This window comes from Cardinium endosymbiont of Oedothorax gibbosus (genome assembly GCF_936981045.1).
Lineage (GTDB): Bacteria > Bacteroidota > Bacteroidia > Cytophagales > Amoebophilaceae > Cardinium.
In genome coordinates this window covers 263,314-289,114 of the sequence record NZ_OW441264.1, presented here as the reverse complement: position 1 = coordinate 289,114, position 25,801 = coordinate 263,314, and the positions used below count along the sequence as shown (strand labels likewise).

The window sequence follows — 25,801 nt, the reverse complement described above, 5'->3', positions numbered from 1 at the left end:
TTTATAAAATTTGTTTTATAGATAATTAAATAGGTAGTTTAATAACAAATAATTCTGATAATCAGTTTATTATATATATTATATTTATAAAATTAGATATAAAAACTTATTAAATAGGTGCAAATATTAACTAAATAATTGATATTAAATTGTTGTAAATCAGTCAAATAAATCCCAAACTTGCGTTATAATAATCTTGTAGACTTTTCACTTTATAGGGTTTAGTTAATTCAACGTTGAAAAACGTATTTACACTTCTAAGTGAATCCAAATACAAAGTTTTTCTTATAAATGCCTCTTGACGAATGGCACAGCCATACATCTCTAGCTTTTCTAGATTAGGTATATTAATAATAATATCAAAATGTTTATTTCTCATTAAATCGATAATGTCATTTTCTCTTATAACAAGGACTTTATAGGTTAAGTTTTTTATATTTGCAAGGTGAGTATTTAGCTTATGATTAATAAAAACATTAGAAAAGGCTTTGTTTATTAAACCAATGATTCTAGCTATTTGATCATGAGGGGATTGCCATATTAAAATGTTACTTTCCAATGAAATGGTATAACCTACCGCTAAACAAGCTTTTAGTAAGGCTTTATGTAAGCTACTATCTATACCCATCACTTCTCCAGTAGATTTCATTTCTGGTCCTAAAAAGTTATCCGTATATAAAAATTTAGCAAACGGGAAAACAGGCATTTTAATTGAAAATAAATTTGGTAATGGTTTAGCAACTAATTTTTGTTCTTTTAACCCAATATCCATTAAGCATAATGCTGCTATTTTAGCTAGTGGAACCTTAGTTGCTTTAGTAACAAAAGGGACTGTTCTTGAGGCTCTAAGGTTAACTTCCAAGACATATACTTCATTATACTTAACAATGAATTGAATATTCATAAGGCCTTTCACATTAAGAGCTATAGCCAGCATATTGCAATATTTTATTACTTTGTCAGTTATATGTTTAGTTAAGCTGAAAGCAGGCAAGCAACATATCGAGTCTCCTGAGTGAATGCCTGCAGTTTCCATTTGTTCTATTATTGCTCCAATTAAAAGCTCTTTGCCATCGAAAACAGCATCTACATCAATCTCAATGGCATGCTCTACAAACTGCTCTACTAAAAATGGGACATTGTTTCTGTTAGCTTCACTAAGATTAAGAAGGTAATCTTTTAATTCCTTTTGATTATATATTATTTTCATATTTCCCCCACCCAGCACATAAGAAGGACGTATAATAATTGGATAGGCAAGGGTAGCTTCTTGGATCTTTTGCTTACTATCGAATAGCAAACTATGAAAATGTGGTATTTCTAGTTTATGAATAAATTCTTTGAATAAGATTCGATCTTCAGTTGTCTCTATTGAAGCCATAGAAGAACCTAGAATCTTGACACCAATCTTATGTAAAGCTGAGGCTAGTTTAAGAGGCGTTTGACCACCAAATTGAACTATAACACCAAGTGGCTCTTCTATATTAATTATTTCTAATATATGTTCTAGCGTCAATGGTTCAAAATATAATCGATCAGATATGTCATAATCTGTAGAAACAGTTTCAGGATTGGAGTTAACCATAATTACCTCAAAACCTTTCTCCTTAAGCGCAAGAGCTGCATGGGTGCAACTAAAATCAAATTCTATGCCCTGTCCTATTCTATTGGGGCCACTACCTAGAATGATTACCTTTTTATTTTTTGTAGGTAAAGCTTCACAAGCCAAGTCATAGGTCGAATACATATAAGCTGTTGATGTAGCAAACTCAGCTGCACAGCTATCAACCCTTTTATAGACAGGCCTAATTTTAAGCTTATGCCTATAAGAACGCACCTGATCCTCGGTTACATTCAACAGTAAAGCTAGATAACTATCAGAAAAACCTTTGCTTTTTAGCTCCCACATCATAGAAGCATCTATTGCTTGTAGTGTTAAGCTAGTTACCAGGATTTCTGCATCGATTAGATCTTTTATTTGTAATAAAAACCACCTATCTATAGCAGTTACTTCATATATTTCTTCTATGCTGCAACCTAAACGTAAAGCATCCGCTATAAGGAAAACAGTATTTGGTTGGGGAAACCTAATGGCATCTAGTAAACACTGCGAAGTTAGTTGTTTTTTTTTATGGGTTTTACCTAATCCACTAAAGCCTAACTCGAGACTTTGTAAAGCTTTTTGCAAAGATTCCTGAAAGTTACGTCCAATTGCCATAACCTCTCCTACTGATCTCATTTGCGTATCCAGTCTATTGCTGGTATTGGGAAACTTTTCAAAATCAAATCTGGGTATTTTTGTAACGACATAATCGATAGTTGGCTCAAATGAACAGGGTATTACGGAATGGGTGATTTGATTCCTTAATTCATTCAGGGTATAACCAACCGCTAGTTTTGCTGCAACTTTTGCAATAGGGAAACCAGTTGCTTTAGAGGCAAGCGCTGATGAACGTGAAACGCGGGGATTGACCTCAATAAGCAATATTTGACCATTTTTAGGGTGCACAGCAAATTGCACATTAGCTCCTCCTGTATCTATGCCAATTGCTCTTATAAGTGCAAAAGCTGCAGCGCGCATATATTGATATTCCTTATCTGTTAGGGTCTGGGCGGGTGCTACAGTGATGGAATCTCCTGTATGTACCCCTACTGGATTTAAATTTTCTATGGTACATACAATGATGCAATTATCAGAAGGATCTCTCACTACCTCCATTTCAAACTCTTTCCACCCAATTATTGATTGATCAATAATAAGCTTTTGTTTGCTGTTCAAAGCAAAATTTTGTTGACAAATTTTTAGAAATTCTTCTTTTGTATAAGCAATACCGCTTTTATTACCACCTAAACTAAAAAAGCTTCTTATCACACAAGGTAAACCCAATTCATTTAATGCACAAAGTGCTTGATCTATATGTTCTACTATTAAAGATTTAGGTAGCTCCAACCCTAACTTATGTACTAAATATTTAAATAGTTCCCTATCTTCTGCCTTTTTTATAGAAGCATAACTAGCGCCTATCATTTTAACTCCATACTTGTTTAGTATGCCGGACTCATGCAATTGCATAGCTATATTTAAAGCGGTTTGCCCACCCATTGTTGATAGAATAGCGTCAGGTTTTTCTTTGTCAATTATTTTTTCAATAACCTCTACCGTAATAGGCTCTATGTAAGTTGCATGAGCAATTGCTACATCTGTCATGATAGTTGCTGGATTTGAATTGACCAACACCACTTTATAGTTATCTTCCAGTAAAGCTTTACATGCTTGTGTGCCAGCATAGTCAAACTCACAGCCCTGACCTATAATAATGGGGCCAGCGCCTATAACTAGTATAGTTGTTATATCATCTCTTCGTGGCATTTTTTTTATTTTTTTTGATACACTCTAAAAAACAATCAAATAGATAATTACCATCTCTTGGACCAGGGCCACCTTCTGGATGACCCTGAAAACCCATTGCATCAAAATGCTTGTGCTTTAAGCCCTGTATGGTGTTATCAAAAAGTGAGCGGCTTGTTACATATAAGGTATCTGGCAAATCCTCATCAGATACTGCGTAGTTGTGGTTTTGACTACTAATTATAACAGCTGATCTTCCATAATCATAGACTGGATGATTAGCACCATGATGGCCAAACTTCATTTTAAAAACTTTAGCTCCACAGGCTAATGCCAAAAGTTGATGACCTAAGCAAATGGCTAGCGTAGGGATCTTAGTTTGTAAGATCTCTTCTACTTTAGCAATAAGAGGTAGATATGCTCTAGGATCTCCTGGACCATTAGATAAAACTATACCATCTGGCTTAAGGCGGACAATGTATGCAACTGGTGTATGTGATGGTACAACCATTACTTCTAGCCCTTTAGCAACTAGGCAATTTAATATGGAGTTTTTTACCCCAAAATCATAAACTACAACTCTGTATTTATCTATTTGGTCTAGCTTAGTCGACTCAGAAAAGAATCGATTGGGAGCATTGTTTGGGTTATACCTATAGGCTTCTCTACAAGTAACTTTATCAATAAGATTAAAATTCATGTTTGCATTAAATGCTTGTATTAAATCAAGCGCAAGTACCTCATTTATATTTCCACACATAAGGCATCCTTTTAGAGAACCATATTTACGAATGTGTTGGGTCAGACATCTTGTATCTATTCCAGAAACAGCAAGTGTATTGTTTTCATCCAAATATGCCCTTAATGATTTTTCCATTCTATAACTACTACCGATTTCAATAAAATCGCGCATTACCATGCCAGAGACCCAAACCCGGCTAGATTCACTATCACAGCTGTTGATACCTGTATTGCCTATATGAGGGTAGGTAAACACTACTATCTGTGATGCATAAGAGGGATCCGTTATGATTTCTTGATAACCACTCATGGATGTATGGAATACAATTTCACCTACTGAAACCCCATTACTGCCAACTGAACGGCCATAGAAAACTGTGCCATCTTCTAACATTAGCAAAGAGTCATTCTTGTTTAGATATTTCATAATAAATAATCATTATGCAATAAATGTGTTATCTGTGCACAAGAAAATTATCCATAACTAAGTAATCCATCTCTGTTTTTTTAAAAGTATTTACAGCATCCAATGGAGTACAAACGATAGGCTCATTATCATTAAAAGATGTATTCAAAATCATGGGCACGCCTGTTTTTTCTAAAAATTTTGCTATTAAATGATAATAGCGGGGATTTGTCCTTTTATTTACCAATTGAACCCTGCTGGTATTATTCACATGGACCACGGCAGGAATTATGGGAATCTTATCTTCATGTACCGGAAAAGTAAAAAGCATAAATTGTTTGGATATTGAATCACAACAATCTGGAATTTTAAACCACTCCTGTGCGTATTCTTCTAATACGCTAGGTGCAAAAGGTCTAAAAGATTCTCTTTTTTTAATACGCAGGTTCAATATATCCTTCATCTTAGCATTCCTAGGATCTGCAAGTAATGATCTATTTCCCAAAGCTCTTGGTCCCCATTCCATTTTCCCTTGGAACCAACCTATAATATAATCGCCTTCTGCTAATAGTTCAGCAACTACTTCTTCTATATTGGTGATTTTATTGTAGTGTAATTCCTCTTTTCGAAGAACATGCTCTATGTCATTGGCCCCATACTCAGATGATGTATAGCTATGATCCATTACATATGTTCGCTGGTTGCCCATTAATGAATTCCAAATTTGAAAAGCTGCACCTAAAGCTGTTCCTGCATCGTTAGAAGCTGGTTGTATGTAGATACTTTCAAAGTATTTACTCTTTAAAATTTCATGATTGGCCACACAATTTAATGCTACACCGCCTGCTAGGCATAAATATGTTGATTTTGTTGCATTTGCAATGTATTTAGCAAGATGTAACATAGTGTCATTAGTGATTTTCTGCATACCAGCTGCAATATCTCTATGAGCTGATGTAATTTCCCTCAAGTTATTAACCTTTTTTACTTTAAACAGTTCCTCAAGACTGTGGAAATCTTCTAATCTGAATCTAGTAATATCATTATTAATGCTAAAAGTACCGTCACGCTCTAAACTTAACAATTGTTGAAAACAGTGGTGAAATTTATCTGGATTGCCATAAGCACTTAACCCCATTACTTTTGCAGCGTCATAATCTGAAAATCCCAAAAATTTAGAAATTTTTTCCCAGAGAAATCCTAATGAATTGGGGTAATTTATTTCTTTTAAAACAGACATGTTATTACCCTTACCTTGCCCTAACCAAGTACTAGCAAATTCTCCTATGCCATCTATACAAATAATAGCTGCCTCATCATAAGGAGAGACAAAAAACGCACTTGCTGCATGGCAAATATGGTGAGGAATCCACTTGATATTACTTTTATCATACCCTTCTAAATGGGCACTTAATAAATCAGGAACTTGCATTAATTTCTCTACAAACAACTCTTCTCCCATCTTACTTCCCCAGTTATGATGTTCATAGTAGGGATCAATATCTATATTTCGTAGCCGCTGCCTAGGTTCAAATGATATACCTATGCAATCGATCTCTTTAGGCTGAATTCCTGCTGATTTTAAACAGTAGTCAATAGAAGCAATAGGGAGTATGTTAGGGTTATCAACTTGCGCATCCTTGCCATGTTTTATACGAGATAACCTTTCTTCTTCTATACAAGAAACTAATATGCCATCTCTAATAATAGCTGCGCTTAGTTCATGATAGGTATGGTTAATGCCGAGTATGTAAGTAGGTGTTTTCATAGTTACAATTGTTTGAGTTAATTCTTAAACCGGATCTGTCCAATTAAGTGTGTAAATTATTTTTTTGGTTTATTAGATTCTATTTTCTAATTTAATTGAAAAATGTGCCATAGCCTCACTCCAATTATGAATAGGGATGGTCCACTTTCTAGTCATGTAATTAATAGTTAGATACAATGTTTTAAAAACAGCTAGATCGTTAGGAAATACCCTTTTATTTTTGGTAACTCTACGGAATTGACTATTTACAGATTCAACAGCATTTGTTGTGTAAATCACTCTACGTATGGCACTAGGGTATTGTAAAAATACCATCAAATTATCCCAGTTAGCATACCAAGATTTGGCTATTTGTGGGTATTGTTGATTCCACTTGGTAGCAAAAGCTTCTAAGGCCATCAATGCTTCTTCTTCAGTAACTGCAGTATAAACTGGTTTTAAATCAGCAACTAATGCCTTTCTATGTTTATAAGAAACATATTGCAAGCTATTCCTAATAGCATGAACAATACAGAGCTGATGTTCCGTTTTCGGGTGTACAGCAGTAATGGCCTCAGACATACCTGGCAAATTATCTGTACACGCAATGAGTATATCGTGCATGCCACGATTTTTGAGTTCTGTTAAATTCCCCAACCAAAATTTAGCTCCTGCATTTTCACTCATCCAAAGACCTAAAACATCTTGCATGCCCAATCTATCTATACCTAACGCAACGTAGACTGATTTATTGCTTATGCGCTTATCCTGTCTAACTTTAACTACAAAACAATCAAAAAAAACGATAGGATAAACCGACTCTAAGGGACGATTTTGCCATATTTTAACATCTTTGATAACAGCATCTGTGATGTTACTTATCAGGCTTTCACTAACTTCTGCGCCATATAACTCTTGTATTTGAATCTGAATATCTGATAGGCTCATGCCTTTAGCATATAGAGATAAGATCTTATCATCTAAACCAGGTATTCTTGTTTGACGCTTAGGTAATAAAACAGGTTCAAAAGTGGATGATCTATCTCTAGGGACCTCAACCGATATAACCCCATTATCAGTGATAATTTGCTTACTAGACAAGTCATTACAAGCATTATCTGAATCACTACCTGCATACTTGTTATAATCTAAATGGTTATCCATTTCTGATGCTAATGCTTTTTCTACAAGACGTTTGCTTAATTGTTTGAGTAAGCCGCCTTGATCAAATAGGGTCGATAGCTCTACACCTGAGTCTATCAGTACATCTATGGCCTTGCTTATCCCATCTTTAACTGTCTCTTTTCTTTTCATTGTTTTAAGTATTTTAGTTTATCTAAATATTATAACCCGAAATATATTTACACACTTAAAACAAAAGACCCCTTAAACCAGAAGCTTACCATGCTGTAATATCGGAAGCTAGCGATGCTTCTTGCTCTAATATATTCATATGATGCACATTGTCCATTTTAATAAGTTTAATGTTGCATTGATTGTTGACAATTTTATCTACATTATTATACGTAAGGGTGGAAGTATATTCGTGTATTTCTTTTATTTTCACCTTTGTATTTTCAAGCATTGTTTTAAATAATAATATATGGCTATGCTTTAATATGGAAGATATATGCTGCTCTACCAATTTATCTTCTGCATCCATATTTGATATTACTTTCTCTACATATGATGGATCATATCCTTGTGACATTATATATTCCATAAATCTATTTTTATAGTCTGCATCATTATTCCTTATAGATTGTAAATGTTGGTCAAGTAATATGGTATCCAGTAAATAAATTTTAATCTTAGTATTTCCTCTTTGCTCTAAAATAGATGCGATTTCTAATGCTAATTGCCCTCCTAATGACCAACCCAGTAAGTGGTAAATTTCTTGATCTGTTCTACTCATTACCTCATCAATATATGATAGATAATATTTAGCTAATTCATATAAGCTATCTATTTTATGCTCATGATATAAATTATATGAATCTATGCCATAACAACTAAAGTCGTAAGCTAATGCATCAGCTAAAGAAATATAGACTTCACACCCTCCATCTGCTGGATGTATCATAAACATATTGGGTTTGTCATAGGTGTTATTCAGTTTAATAAGTGTTTGATAACTATTTTTAGCTTGAAATATTCTAGATGATAATGATACAATATGCTTATATACAAATATATCAACTACCTTTAATTTAGATTGGAAACAATTATTTAACTTACTCATTAAACTTATAGCTAATATACTATTTCCCCCCAATCTAAAGAAATCATCTTCTATACTCACTTTATCTTCATCCAATCCTAATACCTCTGCCCATATCTGGCATACCTTTCTTTCTAGCTCATTCCTTGGCGCTACATAACCATCTTGGTTGGTAAACTCAGGCTCTGGTAAAGCCTTTCTATCCAACTTACCATTAATGGTAAGGGGTAGCTGATCTAGGTGTACCAATAGAGCGGGTACCATATAGCTTGGTAATTTAGATTGCAGATAACCAAGTATTACTCCTTCATCTAGTCTAGTCTCTGCTACATAATACCCCACTAGATATTTGTGACCAGCTCCACCATCTGCCTTATCTTTATGTTCTTTGGCTAGTACCACACTTTGTTTAATAGCTGGATAACTAGATAAAGCAGTTTCAACTTCCCCTAATTCAATACGATAACCTCTAATTTTAACTTGGAAATCATTACGCCCTATATATTTCAAATTACCATCTGGTAACCAACGCACTAAATCTCCTGTTTTATATAATCTTGCATTCTTTCCTAATCTTTTCTCTTCTGCAGTTTGGAATGGATTAGCTATAAATAGCTCAGCGGTAAGATCAGCTCTATTTAAGTAGCCTCGGGCTAGGCCGGCTCCGCCTATGTATAGTTCTCCTATAGCACCTATTGGTAAGGGAGCTAGATTACTATCTAATACATAGCATCTAGAATTAGATATAGGAGCACCTATTAAATGAGTATCTCCACTTATTATTTGTTTACCAGTTGTATATATGGTTGCTTCTGCAGGTCCATAATAATTATAAAGTTGATAATTATCTGACCAATACTTACCTGTATCCTTATCACATGGCTCCCCTGCATATATGATGCTATATAGTGTTGTATATGCTACTCTGGGTAGAACCGATAGTAATACCGGAGGTAAGTAGACATAATTGATATAATGATCTGTTATATACCTACTGATTAGTAATGCATCAGCTTTTACTGCTTCACTCAAGAGATGTAGTGCTCCAGATTGAAATAATACAGTAAAAAACTCTGAAACAGATACATCAAAGACATATGAGGTAAATGCAGTAACCTTATCTCCCTTGCTAAAATCATATACCCCATTTAAGGATAATATAGTATTTATTACCCCCCTATGCTCCACCATTACCCCCTTAGGCTTACCAGTAGTTCCTGAAGTATAGATTACATAGGCCAGATGAGTACTTATTGTTTCTGTATTTGGATTAGCTATTGATTGTAACAATAATTGTTCCCCTAAAAGTTTACCATCTATAGCTAAGCTATCGCATAGTTGACTTACTGCTACACCTTCCTGATTAACTATTCCAGCTGTATTAGTCAAATTATATTGACTAATAGCTTCTAACCTTTTCTGGTGGATCTGATTAGTCAATACTAACTTAGTATCAGTATCTTCTAGTATATACTGAATCCTTTCATCAGGATAACTTGGATCAATGGGTACATAGGCTCCTCCAGCTTTTAACACAGCTAGAATCGCTATCAACATATGCTCACTACGGTCCAAACACAAGGCTATTAACGCATCAGGTTGAATCTGATAATGCGCTACTAAATAATTAGCTAACTGGTTAGCGCTTTCATTAAGTTGCCTGTAGGTTAACTTTATCTCCTCATATACTATAGCTGTGTTATCTGGGGTTCTTGCTACCTGCTCTTCAAATAACTGATGGATAGTCTTACTACTTGGATAATCTCGATCTGTATCATTCCAGGTAGCTATAATTTGATTATACTGTGCTGGGGTAAGATAATCCAGATTAGATACCTGCTGATCAGGATCACTAGCTATTTGTTCAAGTAAGCCTTGAACGATCAATAATAAATCTGCTATAGTATCTTTGCTAAATAATTCTCCTGCATATTTAAGCACAAAAGTTAACTGATGATTGGCTTCATAAGCTATTACCGCTAATGGATAGTCCAGTTTCTCTACCGATTCTTTAAAGCTTATTTTTATATCTTCATGCGCTTCCTTACCAATTAAATCAGGATAATTTTCATATACAAATAAGCTATCAAATAACCTTTGACCCTCTTTCTGTAGCTTAGCCAAGCTTATATCGCTTCTGCTATTGATCTCATTGATATCGCTTTGGATCTTCCTGATAGCCTCTATAACGCTTATATCACCTTGATGGGTTACTACCAAAGGAAGGGTATTGATATATAACCCTACCGAGTGTTCTATATCATCTATAGGAAGATTTCTACCTGACACAGTAGTACCTACTACCGTTTGAAGACTGTTTCCATAAATACTTAATACTTTATGCCATACATATTGTAGCAACGCATTTAAAGTTACACCTGCTACCTGGCTTAATTGCTTTAATCCATCATACAGATTACCTATAATGCTTACTATTTGATCCTGAGGATTACGGATATGCCTATGTTCGTTGATGCGTAACTGTTGGCCACTACTAGATAATAATCCACTTAAGTCAGTTCGTTCTTCTATTTGTGCTATATATCCATCCCAGTAATCCTTATTGGCTGCCTGATGAGTCTGTATATATTGCTGTGCGGCTGGATAACTAGCATCTACTTTTAATGGTATAACTGCTTGCGCTTGTAGTTTTAAGTAAGTATCATGCACATATTTCAATAGTATTTGGTTGCTCCAACCATCTAGTATGGCATGGTGATTACTAAAAATGCAGGTATATAAATCTTTCTTTTGTTTAATTAAATATACTCTAAACAGATTACCTAAGGCTAGGTTATAGGGTTCCTGTCGATCTTGTTCTTGAATTTGCTTAATCTTAGTAGATTGGGCAGCCAGATCTTGCATTTGACTTATATCGATATAATGCCAATTTAAGTAACCTACCCTATCTATTATTTGAATCAACTCCCCTTGCCAGTCTAGTCTTAATCGTAAACTACCAAACTTAGCTTGAGCCAATGTCCAAGCTTCTTTTAAGTGATCAACATCTAATGAAGTATGATATTCCCAAATCACTTGTATGCGATAGGCATCATCGATGTCTCCTTGGCTTAAAGCATGGTAGATAAAGCCTTGTTGTAAGCTATTGGCCAAATATACTCCTTCTATTTCTCTGGATTCCTGTAATAGATCTAACCGCTCTTGACTGATAATGTAATCTATATCACTTGTGGTTAAATGACTTCTGGTTTGCCCTACGGTATGATCAATGACCTCTTCCAGTTTTTGCTTAAACGCGTCAGCCAGTTTTTGGGTAGTGGCTATATCTAGCTTACTGGATATATCAAACTGAAGTTGACCATTGATTACTAGGCCATTGATATTAATAATACAAGGATCTTGATTGGCACCATCTACGGTTATACCAGCCGCTTCACTAACAATAGGCCATCCATCTAATGTTCCATCTTTCTTATCAAATTGTCCTAGGTAATTAAAACTTATCTTGGGTAGATCCTTTTTATAACCCAATAAAGTGCCGTAACCTATGCCCTTATGGGGGATCTTTCTTAGATTGCCCTTGATATGCTTGATACTATCTGCTAATGATGCACTGATCTCTAAGCGAACCGGATAGATGGTAGTGAACCAACCTAATGTTCTAGTTACATCAATACTACCATCAATCGCTTCTCGACCATGACCTTCTAACACAATATGGTTAACCCTATGGCCAGTGATTTCAGCTAAACTATAACCAAGGGCTGTCAACAATAGATCATTGATTTGGGTATGGTAGGCTTGGTTACTTTTCTGTAACAACCGAACCGTTTGTTGCTTGCTTAGTTGTAGACTACTGTAGTGGCAGGTAGTTTCACTGACCATCAAACCATTCAACGGACTGCTGTTATAATCGGATAAAACATGGATCCAGTAGTCTTTTTCAGATGCATGACTAGCTGCATATTCCTCTACTGCATGCACCCATTGGCGGTAACTACTGCCTTTTAAGCCTAACTTATGACCATGGTAAATAGCCTTTAGATCTTCAGTCAATATACGCCAACTTACCGCATCTACTATTAAATGGTGTAGGGAAAAATGGATGCGGCTACTACCATCTTGATACCCATGGATATAGCCTATGTTATAGACTGGTCCATTTTCCAAATCAAATCCACTTTGCCAATCGGCTAATACTTCCTGTAACTTAGCCTCAAATGATTTACTACCTTCTTTAACTGGTAACGTCCTAACATCTAACACCTTTAGTGGTTCTACTGCTGCATTTGCATCATAATATTGCCCATAATGCTCCTGCTCTGCTACTTTCTTATACCTTAACCTAAAGCCATCATGGTGCTGGACCAATTGCGCTATACCTTTTTCTAGTTGATTTAAATCTAAATTAAGTGTTTTGATTAGAAATGCTTGATTCCAATGATGAGCAGCGGTAAAGTTATGTGCAAAGAACCATTGTTGTACCGGTAGTAAGGGTAGTTCACCCGTTAGTATACCTTGCTCAGTTTTTAACTGTGCATCACTATCTACCTTTTTACTCAAGACATGATCATAAAGTTTTTCAATGGTTTTATAAGTAAAAATATCTTTAACACCAATATGTAATCCTAGCTTTTGCCTTAATCTACTGACCAACTGAATACTTACAATACTATCTCCCCCTAATCTAAAGAAATCATCCTCTATGCCTACTTTATCTTCATCCAATCCTAATACCTCTGCCCATATCTGGCATACCTTTTTTTCTAGCCCATTCCTTGGCGCTACATAACCACCTTGATTGGTAAATTCAGGCTCTGGTAAAGCTTTTCTATCCAATTTACCATTAATGGTAAGAGGTAGCTGATCTAGGTGTACCAATAGAGCAGGTACCATATAGTCTGGTAATTTAGATTGCAGATAATTAAGTATTGCTCCTTCATCTAATCTAGTCTCTGATACATAATAACCCACTAGATATTTATGACCAGCTCCACCCTCTGCCTTGTCCTTATGCTCTCTAGCTAGTACCACACTTTGTTTAATAGCTGGATAACTGGATAAAGCAGTTTCAACTTCTCCTAATTCAATACGATAACCTCTAATTTTAACTTGGAAATCATTCCTTCCTATACACTCCAAATTACCATCTGGTAACCAACGTACTAAATCTCCCGTTTTATATAATCTTGCATTCTTTCCTAATCTTTTCTCTTCTCCAGTTTGGAATGGATTAGCTATAAACCGCTCAGCGGTAAGGTCAGATCTGTTTAAGTAACCTCGGGCTAGACCTGCTCCGCCTATATACAATTCTCCTATAGCTCCTATAGGTAGGGGAGTTAAGGTGGTATCTAATACATATGCCTTTCTATTAGTTAATGGAATACCAATAGGTATAGAATTTTTATCAGCTATATTATCTCTATTGATATTTAATGCACAACTAAATACGCTATTTTCAGTAGGGCCATAAGCATTAACAATATTTCGAGGTATATATGTTGAGCTTATTAGTTGAGATATTAGCTTTGGATCTAGTGCTTCGCCACCAACTAGTAGATACTTAAGTCCTCTAAAAATGCTTTGGTCCATTAAAAACAACTGATCAAACAAAGTTTTTGTCAAAAACAATACTGAAATTCCATTAGTTGCTAATATTTCTATAAACAGGTTAGTATTGTTAAGTATATCCATTCTATTACCTGGAATACGTAATCGGGCTCCCTTTAATAAAGCACCCCATATTTCAAAGACTGCAGCATCAAATGCTATATCAGCAAGTTGGATAAATGAATCAGTAGCGTCAATATCTACATAAGTAACATTTACTATAAGGGATATAACTGCTCTATGCTCCACCATTACCCCCTTAGGCTTCGCAGTAGTTCCTGAAGTATAGATTACATAGGCTAAATGAGTACTTATTATTGTTGCTGTATTTGGATTAGCTATTGATTGTAATAATAATTGCTCCCCTAAAGGCTTACTATCTATAGCTAAGATGTCGCATTGACTTACTGCTACACCTTCCTGATTAGCTATTCCAACTGTATTGGTCAAATTATATTGACTAATAGCTTCTAGCCTTTGCTGATGGATCTGATTAGTCAATACTAACTTAGTATCAGTATCTTCCAGTATATACTGAATCCTTTCATTAGGATAGCTTGGATCAATAGGTACATAGGCTCCTCCAGCTTTTAACACAGCTAAAATCACTATCAACATATGCTCACTACGGTCCAAACACAAAGCTATTAACGCATCAGGTTGAATTTGATAATGCGCTACTAAATAATTAGCTAACTGATTAGATTTTTCATTTAGCTCTTTATAAGTAAGCTTTACCTCTTCATATACTACTGCTATATGATCTGGGGTTCTTACTACCTGCTCTTCAAATAACTGATGGATGGTCTTATGAACTGGATATGCTTTATCTGTAGCATTCCAATTGTAAACAATTTGATTATACTGCTTATCAATAAGATAATCTAAATTACTTGCTGCTTGATAACAATCAGCTGCTATTTGTTCCAATAGTAACCTAATCAAGGATAACAAAGAGGCTATCGTGTCCTCACTAAATAATTCACCAGCATATTTAAAGGTAACTGTTAGTTGGTTATTACCTTCATAGGCTGTAACTGCCAATGGATAATCTAATTTCTCTATACTTCCCTTAAAGCTTAGCTTAATCTTATCTTGATGGCCACCAGTTGGATTAGGATAATTCTCATAGACAAACAAACTATCAAATAAGCGTTGACCACCTGGCTGTAGTTTAGCTAAACTTACATTGCTTCTACTATTTAGCTCATGAATGGTACTTTGAATATTCTTAATAGCATCTATAATGCTTTTATTTAACTGGTGTTTGACTACTAAAGGTAAAGTATTAATATACAGTCCTACTGAGCACTCTATATCATCTACTGGTAAATTTCTACCTGATAACGTAGTGCCTACTATCGTTTGAGTATTATCTCCATAAATACTAAGTAGTTTATGCCAACTATATTGTAATATGGAATTTAAGGTTATACCCTCCTGCTGACTTAATGATTTTAGACGACCATATAAGTTATCACTAATAGTTAAGGTTTGCTCAACTGGTTGAAGAATATGCTTATAATCGCTTAGCCGCTTATCTCTATTTATAAGCAAACCACTCAAATCGCTATGCTCGTCTATTTGAGCAATATAGTTGTCCCAGTAATCCTTATGATCTGCTTGATGGTTTTGTAGATAGTGCTGTGCCGATAGGTAAGTATGATCTGGCTGTACTGAAATCACTTCTCGATTTTGTAATCGTATGTAACAATCATGCACATACCCTAGTAAGATGGGGCTACTCCATCCATCTAATATAATATGATGGCTGCTAGAGATACAGGTATAAAGATTCTGTTTTTGTTTAATTAAATAGACTCTAAACAAATTACCTTCCCCTAAATCATAGGGTTCAAGGCGATCTTGTTGTTGAATATGTTTGATTTGATTTTCTTGCTCTGTTAAGTTTGCTTCTTGACTTAGATCTATATAGCGCCAATCTAGGCTACCTTCTTTATCTATGATTTGTACCACTTTTTCTTCCCAATCTAATCTTAATCGTAAACTAGCATATTTAGCCTGTGCGTGGCTCCAGGCTTCTTTTAGTTGCTCTACATTCAATGGATTATGATATTGCGAAATCGTTTGAACAAAATAAGCATCATCCACATCTCCCTGATGTAAAGCATGATAGACAAAGCCTTGTTGCAAACTATTGGCTAAATATATTCCTTCTATCTCCCTGGATGCCTGTAATAGATCTAACCTCTCTTGGCTGATGATATGATCTATATCACTTACCGTTAAATAGCTTCTGCTTTGACTTGCAGTATGGTCAATGATAGCTGCTAAGTGTTTCTTAAAACTATTCGCTAATTGATCAGTAGCTTGTTTATCCAGTTTGCTTAGTATAGTAAAGGTCAACCTTCCATCTACCACTAAGCCATTAATGTTCAGGATATGATGGTCTTGGTTAGTAGCATCTATTTGTACACCACTACCCTCTCCTACTATCTGCCAATCATTCTGAACTTGACCACTACCAAACTGTCCTAAATAGTTAAAGCTTATCCTTGGTAAGACATCATCTTGATAACCTATTAATGGACCATAACCTATTCCCTTATTAGGTATTTCCCTTAAACTTTCTTTAATATGTTTAATGCTATCATCCAATCTCTCCCTTACCGTTAACCGAACTGGATAAATAGTAGTAAACCAACCTAATGTTCTAGTTACATCAATACTACTATCAATTTCTTCCCGACCATGGCCTTCTAACACTATGTGATTAACCTTATTGCTTGTAACTCTAGCCAAACTGTAAGCAAGGGCTGTCAACAATAGATCATTGATTTGGGTATGATAGGCTTGGTTACTTTCCTGTAACAACTGAGTAGTTTGTTCTGGACTTAGTTGTATACTGGCCTGGTTAGCAGTAGTTTCACTAACTATTAATTTATTGAATTGATCCCCATCATAATCCACTAAGATAGCATTCCAGTAAGCTTCTTCCTCTTGATGATTAATAGCATATGCTTGCACTGTCTTTACCCATTGGCGGTAGCTACTGCCTTTACTACCTAAATCTTTACCATAGTAAATATTTCTTAAGTCTTCAGCTAATATGCGCCAACTTACGCTATCTACCATTAAGTGATGAAGGGCAAAATAGATTCTAGCACTGCCATCCTTATAACCATATAGATAACCAATGCTATAGAGTGGGCCCTCTGTTAAGTTAAAGTTACTTTGCCAAGCAGTGTATACTTCTTGTAGTTTGTTTTCAAATGGTTGACTGACTTCTTGCAATCCTAATGTCTGAATATCTAATATTTTTAATGATGCTGGTATAGCCTGCGCATCATAATATTGATAGTAACTCCCATCACCTGACTTGCTATATTTTAATCTAAAACTATCATGATATTGAATCAATTTAACTAGACTCTTTTCTAATTGATCCAGCTCTAATTTTGGCGTCTTAATTAAAAATGATTGGTTCCAATAATGAGGATTAGAAAAATCATGTTCAAGGAACCATTGCTGTACTGGTAGTAAGTCGACTTTACCACTTAATATACCCTGTTCGGCTTGTATAAGTGGTAGTGCTTTATCCTGCACTTTGCTTAAAACATGATCATAAAGACTAGCAATGCTTTTATAGCTAAAGATATCTTTAACACTAATCTGTAATCCTAATTTTTGTCGCAACCTACTTACCAACTGAATACTGACAATACTATCTCCTCCTAACCTAAAGAAATCATCTTCTATGCCCACTTTATCTGCGGCTAATCCCAATACCTCTGCCCATATCTGGCATACCTTTCTTTCTAGCTCATTCCTTGGCGCTACATAACTATCTTGATTGGTAAATTCAGGCTCTGGTAAAGCTTTTCTATCCAATTTACCATTAATGGTAAGGGGTAGCTGATCTAAGTGTACTAATAGAGCAGGTACCATATAGTCTGGTAATTTAGATTGCAGATAATTAAGTATTGCTCCTTCATCTAATCTAGTCTCTGCTACATAATAACCCACTAGATATTTATAACCAACTCCACCCTCTGCCTTGTCCTTATGCTCTCTAGCTAGTACCACACTTTGTTTAATAGCTGGATAACTAGATAAAGCAGCTTCAATCTCTCCTAGTTCAACACGATAACCTCTAATCTTAACTTGAAAATCATTCCTTCCTATATATTCCAAATTACCATCAGGTAACCATCTAACTAAATCTCCTGTTTTATATAACCTTGCGTTTTTTCCTGATCTTCTTTCGTCTTCAGTTTGGAAGGGATTGGCCATAAATCGCTCGGCGGTAAGATCTGGTCTATTGAAATAACCTCTAGTTGGACCTATACCTCCTATGTATAGTTCTCCTATGGCACCTATAGGTAAGAGGGTTAAGTTACTATCTACTACATAACACCTCATGTTGGAAATAGGCACCCCTATCGTTATTAGAGTATCATTTTGGATAACATTAACTATAGAAGTTATAGATGCTTCCGTAGGTCCATATTCATTTATTATGGTGAGATCATCACGTACTGCTAGCCTTATTTTGTTGTAGCGATCTTGACTGAGCAAGTCTCCTCCACATACCAATCTCTTTAAACTTGCAACTTGACTAAAATTGCATTGCTCTAAAAAGGTAGGTGTAGCATCCATATGGGTAACTTTATGGGTAATTAGATAATTATAAAACTGTTGTTTATCTAACCATAACTGGTTTGGAATAAGTACCAATAGGTAACCACCTAATAGAGGCAATACCATTTGCTCTACTGAAGCGTCAAACACATAATCAGCAAATTGTAAAATGGCTTCATTATTATCTGTATGGCCAAGCTGATACCTATCTGTTAAATCATATCTTAAATTCACGACCCCTTTATGTTCCACCATCACTCCTTTAGGCTTACCAGTAGTTCCTGAAGTATAAATTATATAGGCTAGGTTGGTATCTACTACTGCTATATCTGGATTATCAATAGATTGTAATGATAATTGTTCGTGTAAAGGTTTACTATCTATAGCTAAGCTATCGCATAGTTGACTTACTGCCACACCTTCCTGATTAGCTATTCCAGCTATATTGGTTAAACTATATTGATTAATAGTTTCTAACCTTTGCTGATGGATCTGATTAGTCAATACTAACTTAGTACCAGTATCACCTAATATATATTCCACTCTATCATCGGGATAATCAGGAGAAATAGGTACATAGGCTCCTCCAGCTTTTAATACAGCTAAAATCGCTATCAACATATGCTCACTGCGATCCAAATATAAAGCAATCAATGTATCTGGCTTAATCTCATAATGCTGTATCAGATAGTTAGCTAACTGATTGGCTCTTGCATTGAGTTCTTTATAGGTTAGCTGGGTTTCTTCATATGCTACTGCTATATGATCTGGGGTTCTTGCTACCTGCTCTTCAAATAACTGATGGATAGTCTTATGAGCTGGATATGCTTTGTCTGTAGCATTCCAATTGTAAACAATTTGATTATACTGCGCTGGGGTAAGATAACCTAAATTAGATACCTGCTGATGAGGATAACCCACTATTTGTTCAAGTAAGCTTTGAACGATCAATAATAAATCTGCTATAGCATCTTTGCTAAATAATTCTCCTGCATATTTAAGCGCAAAAGTTAACTGATGATTGGCTTCATAAGCTATTACCGCTAATGGATAGTCCAGTTTCTCTACCGATTCTTTAAAGCTTATTTTTATATCTTCATGCGCTTCCTTACCAATTAAATCAGGATAATTTTCATATACAAATAAGCTATCAAATAACCTTTGACCCTCTTTCTGTAGCTTAGCCAAGCTTATATCGCTTCTGCTATTGATCTCATTGATATCGCTTTGGATCTTCCTGATAGCCTCTATAACGCTTATATCACCTTGATGGGTTACTACCAAAGGAAGGGTATTGATATATAACCCTACCGAGTGTTCTATATCATCTATAGGAAGATTTCTACCTGACACAGTAGTACCTACTACCGTTTGAAGACTGTTTCCATAAATACTTAATACTTTATGCCATACATATTGTAGCAACGCATTTAAAGTTACACCTGCTACCTGGCTTAATTGCTTTAATCCATCATACAGATTACCTATAATGCTTACTACTTGATCCTGGGGATTACGAATGTGTCTATGCTCATTGATATGTAACTGTTTGCTACTACTAGATAATAATCCACTTAAGTCAGTTCGTTCTTCTATTTGTGCTATATATCCATCCCAGTAATCCTTATTGGCTGCCTGATGAGTCTGTATATATTGCTGTGCGGCTGGATAACTAGCATCTACTTTTAATGGTATAACTGCTTGCGCTTGTAGTTTTAAGTAAGTATCATGCACATATTTCAATAGTATTTGGTTGCTCCAACCATCTAGTATGGCATGGTGATTACTAAAAATGCAGGTATATAAATCTTTCTTTTGTTTAATTAAATATACTCTAAACAGATTACCTAAGGCTAGGTTATAGGGTTCCTGTCGATCTTGTTCTTGAATTTGCTTAATCTTAGTAGATTGGGCAGCCAGATCTTGCATTTGACTTATATCGATATAATGCCAATTTAAGTAACCTACCCTATCTATTATTTGAATCAACTCCCCTTGCCAGTCTAGTCTTAATCGTAAACTACCAAACTTAGCTTGAGCCAATGTCCAAGCTTCTTTTAAGTGATCAACATCTAATGAAGTATGATATTCCCAAATCACTTGTATGCGATAGGCATCATCGATGTCTCCTTGGCTTAAAGCATGGTAGATAAAGCCTTGTTGTAAGCTATTGGCCAAATATACTCCTTCTATTTCTCTGGATTCCTGTAATAGATCTAACCGCTCTTGACTGATAATGTAATCTATATCACTTGTGGTTAAATGACTTCTGGTTTGCCCTACGGTATGATCAATGACCTCTTCCAGTTTTTGCTTAAACGCGTCAGCCAGTTTTTGGGTAGTGGCTATATCTAGCTTACTGGATATATCAAACTGAAGTTGACCATTGATTACTAGGCCATTGATATTAATAATACAAGGATCTTGATTGGCACCATCTACGGTTATACCAGCCGCTTCACTAACAATAGGCCATCCATCTAATGTTCCATCTTTCTTATCAAATTGTCCTAGGTAATTAAAACTTATCTTGGGTAGATCCTTTTTATAACCCAATAAAGTGCCGTAACCTATGCCCTTATGGGGGATCTTTCTTAGATTGCCCTTGATATGCTTGATACTATCTGCTAATGATGCACTGATCTCTAAGCGAACCGGATAGATGGTAGTGAACCAACCTAATGTTCTAGTTACATCAATACTACCATCAATCGCTTCTCGACCATGACCTTCTAACACAATATGGTTAACCCTATGGCCAGTGATTTCAGCTAAACTATAACCAAGGGCTGTCAACAATAGATCATTGATTTGGGTATGGTAGGCTTGGTTACTTTTCTGTAACAACCGAACCGTTTGTTGCTTGCTTAGTTGTAGACTACTGTAGTGGCAGGTAGTTTCACTGACCATCAAACCATTCAACGGACTGCTGTTATAATCGGATAAAACATGGATCCAGTAGTCTTTTTCAGATGCATGACTAGCTGCATATTCCTCTACTGCATGCACCCATTGGCGGTAACTACTGCCTTTTAAGCCTAACTTATGACCATGGTAAATAGCCTTTAGATCTTCAGTCAATATACGCCAACTTACCGCATCTACTATTAAATGGTGTAGGGAAAAATGGATGCGGCTACTACCATCTTGATACCCATGGATATAGCCTATGTTATAGACTGGTCCATTTTCCAAATCAAATCCACTTTGCCAATCGGCTAATACTTCCTGTAACTTAGCCTCAAATGATTTACTACCTTCTTTAACTGGTAACGTCCTAACATCTAACACCTTTAGTGGTTCTACTGCTGCATTTGCATCATAATATTGCCCATAATGCTCCTGCTCTGCTACTTTCTTATACCTTAACCTAAAGCCATCATGGTGCTGGACCAATTGCGCTATACCTTTTTCTAGTTGATTTAAATCTAAATTAAGTGTTTTGATTAGAAATGCTTGATTCCAATGATGAGCAGCGGTAAAGTTATGTGCAAAGAACCATTGTTGTACCGGTAGTAAGGGTAGTTCACCCGTTAGTATACCTTGCTCAGTTTTTAACTGTGCATCACTATCTACCTTTTTACTCAAGACATGATCATAAAGTTTTTCAATGGTTTTATAAGTAAAAATATCTTTAACACCAATATGTAATCCTAGCTTTTGCCTTAATCTACTGACCAACTGAATACTTACAATACTATCTCCCCCTAATCTAAAGAAATCATCCTCTATGCCTACTTTATCTTCATCCAATCCTAATACCTCTGCCCATATCTGGCATACCTTTTTTTCTAGCTCATTCCTTGGCGCTACATAACCACCTTGATTGGTAAATTCAGGCTCTGGTAAAGCTTTTCTATCCAATTTACCATTAATGGTAAGAGGTAGCTGATCTAGGTGTACCAATAGAGCAGGTACCATATAGTCTGGTAATTTAGATTGCAGATAATTAAGTATTGCTCCTTCATCTAATCTAGTCTCTGATACATAATAACCCACTAGATATTTATGACCAGCTCCACCCTCTGCCTTGTCCTTATGCTCTCTAGCTAGTACCACACTTTGTTTAATAGCTGGATAACTGGATAAAGCAGTTTCAACTTCTCCTAATTCAATACGATAACCTCTAATTTTAACTTGGAAATCATTCCTTCCTATACACTCCAAATTACCATCTGGTAACCAACGTACTAAATCTCCCGTTTTATATAATCTTGCATTCTTTCCTAATCTTTTCTCTTCTCCAGTTTGGAATGGGTTAGCTATAAACCGCTCAGCGGTAAGGTCAGATCTGTTTAAGTAACCTCGGGATAGACCTGCTCCGCCTATGTATAATTCTCCTATCGCCCCTATGGGTAAGGGGGTTAGGCTATCATCTAATATATAGCACCTCATATTGGAAATAGGCACTCCTATCGTGATTAGAGTATTATGTTGGATAACACTAACTGTAGAAGTTATAGATGCTTCCGTAGGTCCATATTCATTTATTATGGTGAGATCATCACCTACCGCTAGCTTTATTTTGTTGTAGCGATCTTGACTGAGTAAGTCGCCTCCACATACCAATCTCTTCAAACTTGCAATTTGGCTAAAATTACATTGCTCTAAAAAGGCAGGCGTAGCATGCATATGAGTAACTTTATGGGTAATTAGATAATTATAAAACTGTTGTTTATCTAACCATAACTGGTTTGGAATAAGTACCAACAGGTGACCACCTAATAGAGGCAATACCATTTGCTCTACTGAAGCGTCAAACACATAATCAGCAAATTGTAAAATAGCTTCATTATTATCTGTATGACCAAGCTGATACCTACCTGTTAAATCATATCTTAAATTCACGACCCCTTTATGTTCTATCATGACTCCTTTAGGTCTACCAGTAGTTCCTGAAGTATAGATTACATAGGCTAAATGAGTACTTATTGTTTCTGTATTTGGATTAGCTATTGATTGTAATAATAATTGTTCCCCTAAAGGCTTACCATCTATAGCTAAGATGTCGCATAGTTGACTTATTGCCACACCTTCCTGATTGGCTATTCCAACTGTATTGGTCAAATTATATTGACTAATAGCTTCTAACCTTTGCTGATGGACCTGATTAGTCAATACTAATTTAGTATCAGTATCTTCTAGTATATACTGAACTCGCTCATCAGGATAGCTTGGGTCAATGGGTACATAGGCTCCTCCAGCTTTTAACACAGCTAGAATCGCTATCAACATATGCTCACTACGGTCCAAACACAAGGCTATTAACGCATCAGGTTGAATCTGATAATGTTTTATTAAATAGTTGGCTAACTGGTTAGATTTCTCATTTAGCTCTTTATAAGTAAGCTTTACCTCTTCATATACTACTGCTATACGACCTGGAGTCTTCTCTACCTGTTCTTCAAACAATTGATGAATGGTCTTATGAGCTGGATATGCTTTATCTGTAGCATTCCAGGTAGCTATAATTTGATTATACTGTGCTGGGGTAAGATAATCCAGATTAGATACCTGCTGATCAGGATCACCAGCTATTTGTTCAAGTAAGCTTTGAACGATCAATAATAAATCTGCTATAGCATCTTTGCTAAATAATTCTCCTGCATATTTAAGCGCAAAAGTTAACTGATGATTGGCTTCATAAGCTATTACCGCTAATGGATAGTCCAGTTTCTCTACCGATTCTTTAAAGCTTATTTTTATATCTTCATGCGCTTCCTTACCAATTAAATCAGGATAATTTTCATATACAAATAAGCTATCAAATAACCTTTGACCCTCTTTCTGTAGCTTAGCCAAGCTTATATCGCTTCTGCTATTGATCTCATTGATATCGCTTTGGATCTTCCTGATAGCCTCTATAACGCTTATATCACCTTGATGGGTTACTACCAAAGGAAGGGTATTGATATATAACCCTACCGAGTGTTCTATATCATCTATAGGAAGATTTCTACCTGACACAGTAGTACCTACTACCGTTTGAAGACTGTTTCCATAAATACTTAATACTTTATGCCATACATATTGTAGCAACGCATTTAAAGTTACACCTGCTACCTGGCTTAATTGCTTTAATCCATCATACAGATTACCTATAATGCTTACTACTTGATCCTGGGGATTACGAATGTGTCTATGCTCATTGATATGTAACTGTTTGCTACTACTAGATAATAATCCACTTAAGTCAGTTCGTTCTTCTATTTGTGCTATATATCCATCCCAGTAATCCTTATTGGCTGCCTGATGAGTCTGTATATATTGCTGTGCGGCTGGATAACTAGCATCTACTTTTAATGGTATAACTGCTTGCGCTTGTAGTTTTAAGTAAGTATCATGCACATATTTCAATAGTATTTGGTTGCTCCAACCATCTAGTATGGCATGGTGATTACTAAAAATGCAGGTATATAAATCTTTCTTTTGTTTAATTAAATATACTCTAAACAGATTACCTAAGGCTAGGTTATAGGGTTCCTGTCGATCTTGTTCTTGAATTTGCTTAATCTTAGTAGATTGGGCAGCCAGATCTTGCATTTGACTTATATCGATATAATGCCAATTTAAGTAACCTACCCTATCTATTATTTGAATCAACTCCCCTTGCCAGTCTAGTCTTAATCGTAAACTACCAAACTTAGCTTGAGCCAATGTCCAAGCTTCTTTTAAGTGATCAACATCTAATGAAGTATGATATTCCCAAATCACTTGTATGCGATAGGCATCATCGATGTCTCCTTGGCTTAAAGCATGGTAGATAAAGCCTTGTTGTAAGCTATTGGCCAAATATACTCCTTCTATTTCTCTGGATTCCTGTAATAGATCTAACCGCTCTTGACTGATAATGTAATCTATATCACTTGTGGTTAAATGACTTCTGGTTTGCCCTACGGTATGATCAATGACCTCTTCCAGTTTTTGCTTAAACGCGTCAGCCAGTTTTTGGGTAGTGGCTATATCTAGCTTACTGGATATATCAAACTGAAGTTGACCATTGATTACTAGGCCATTGATATTAATAATACAAGGATCTTGATTGGCACCATCTACGGTTATACCAGCCGCTTCACTAACAATAGGCCATCCATCTAATGTTCCATCTTTCTTATCAAATTGTCCTAGGTAATTAAAACTTATCTTGGGTAGATCCTTTTTATA

5 protein-coding genes (1 of these 5 cut by a window edge) are annotated in these 25,801 nt (G+C 35.7%); all 5 read right to left on the bottom strand.

What is annotated here, in order from left to right:
* Positions 1-163: 163 nt before the first annotated feature.
* Positions 164-3,370 (bottom strand): carbamoyl-phosphate synthase large subunit, encoded by a 3,207-nt coding sequence (carB, locus tag NBW36_RS01235; RefSeq protein WP_250238586.1) that lies wholly within the window; start codon positions 3,368-3,370, stop codon positions 164-166.
* Positions 3,354-4,484 carry a glutamine-hydrolyzing carbamoyl-phosphate synthase small subunit gene (carA, locus tag NBW36_RS01230; protein ID WP_250239064.1) on the bottom strand — a complete coding sequence of 377 codons (1,131 nt, stop codon included), beginning with the start codon at positions 4,482-4,484 and terminating at the stop codon, positions 3,354-3,356. The genes carB and carA overlap by 17 nt, the downstream gene beginning before the upstream one ends.
* 61 nt (positions 4,485-4,545) lie before the next feature.
* Entirely contained in the window at positions 4,546-6,264 is a 1,719-nt protein-coding gene (locus tag NBW36_RS01225) for a carbamoyltransferase family protein (protein WP_250238584.1), read from the bottom strand.
* Positions 6,265-6,336: 72 nt separating this feature from the next.
* Positions 6,337-7,557: an IS256 family transposase gene (locus tag NBW36_RS01220; RefSeq protein ID WP_250238583.1), complete on the bottom strand. Its 1,221-nt coding sequence runs from the start codon at positions 7,555-7,557 to the stop codon at positions 6,337-6,339.
* Between the two features lie 85 nt (positions 7,558-7,642).
* On the bottom strand, positions 7,643-25,801 hold the 3' portion of the coding sequence (locus tag NBW36_RS01215; RefSeq protein WP_250238582.1) for a non-ribosomal peptide synthase/polyketide synthase. 13,515 nt of this gene lie beyond the right edge of the window; the window shows 18,159 of its 31,674 coding nt (coding positions 13,516-31,674); the start codon falls outside the window, past its right edge; it ends in the stop codon at positions 7,643-7,645.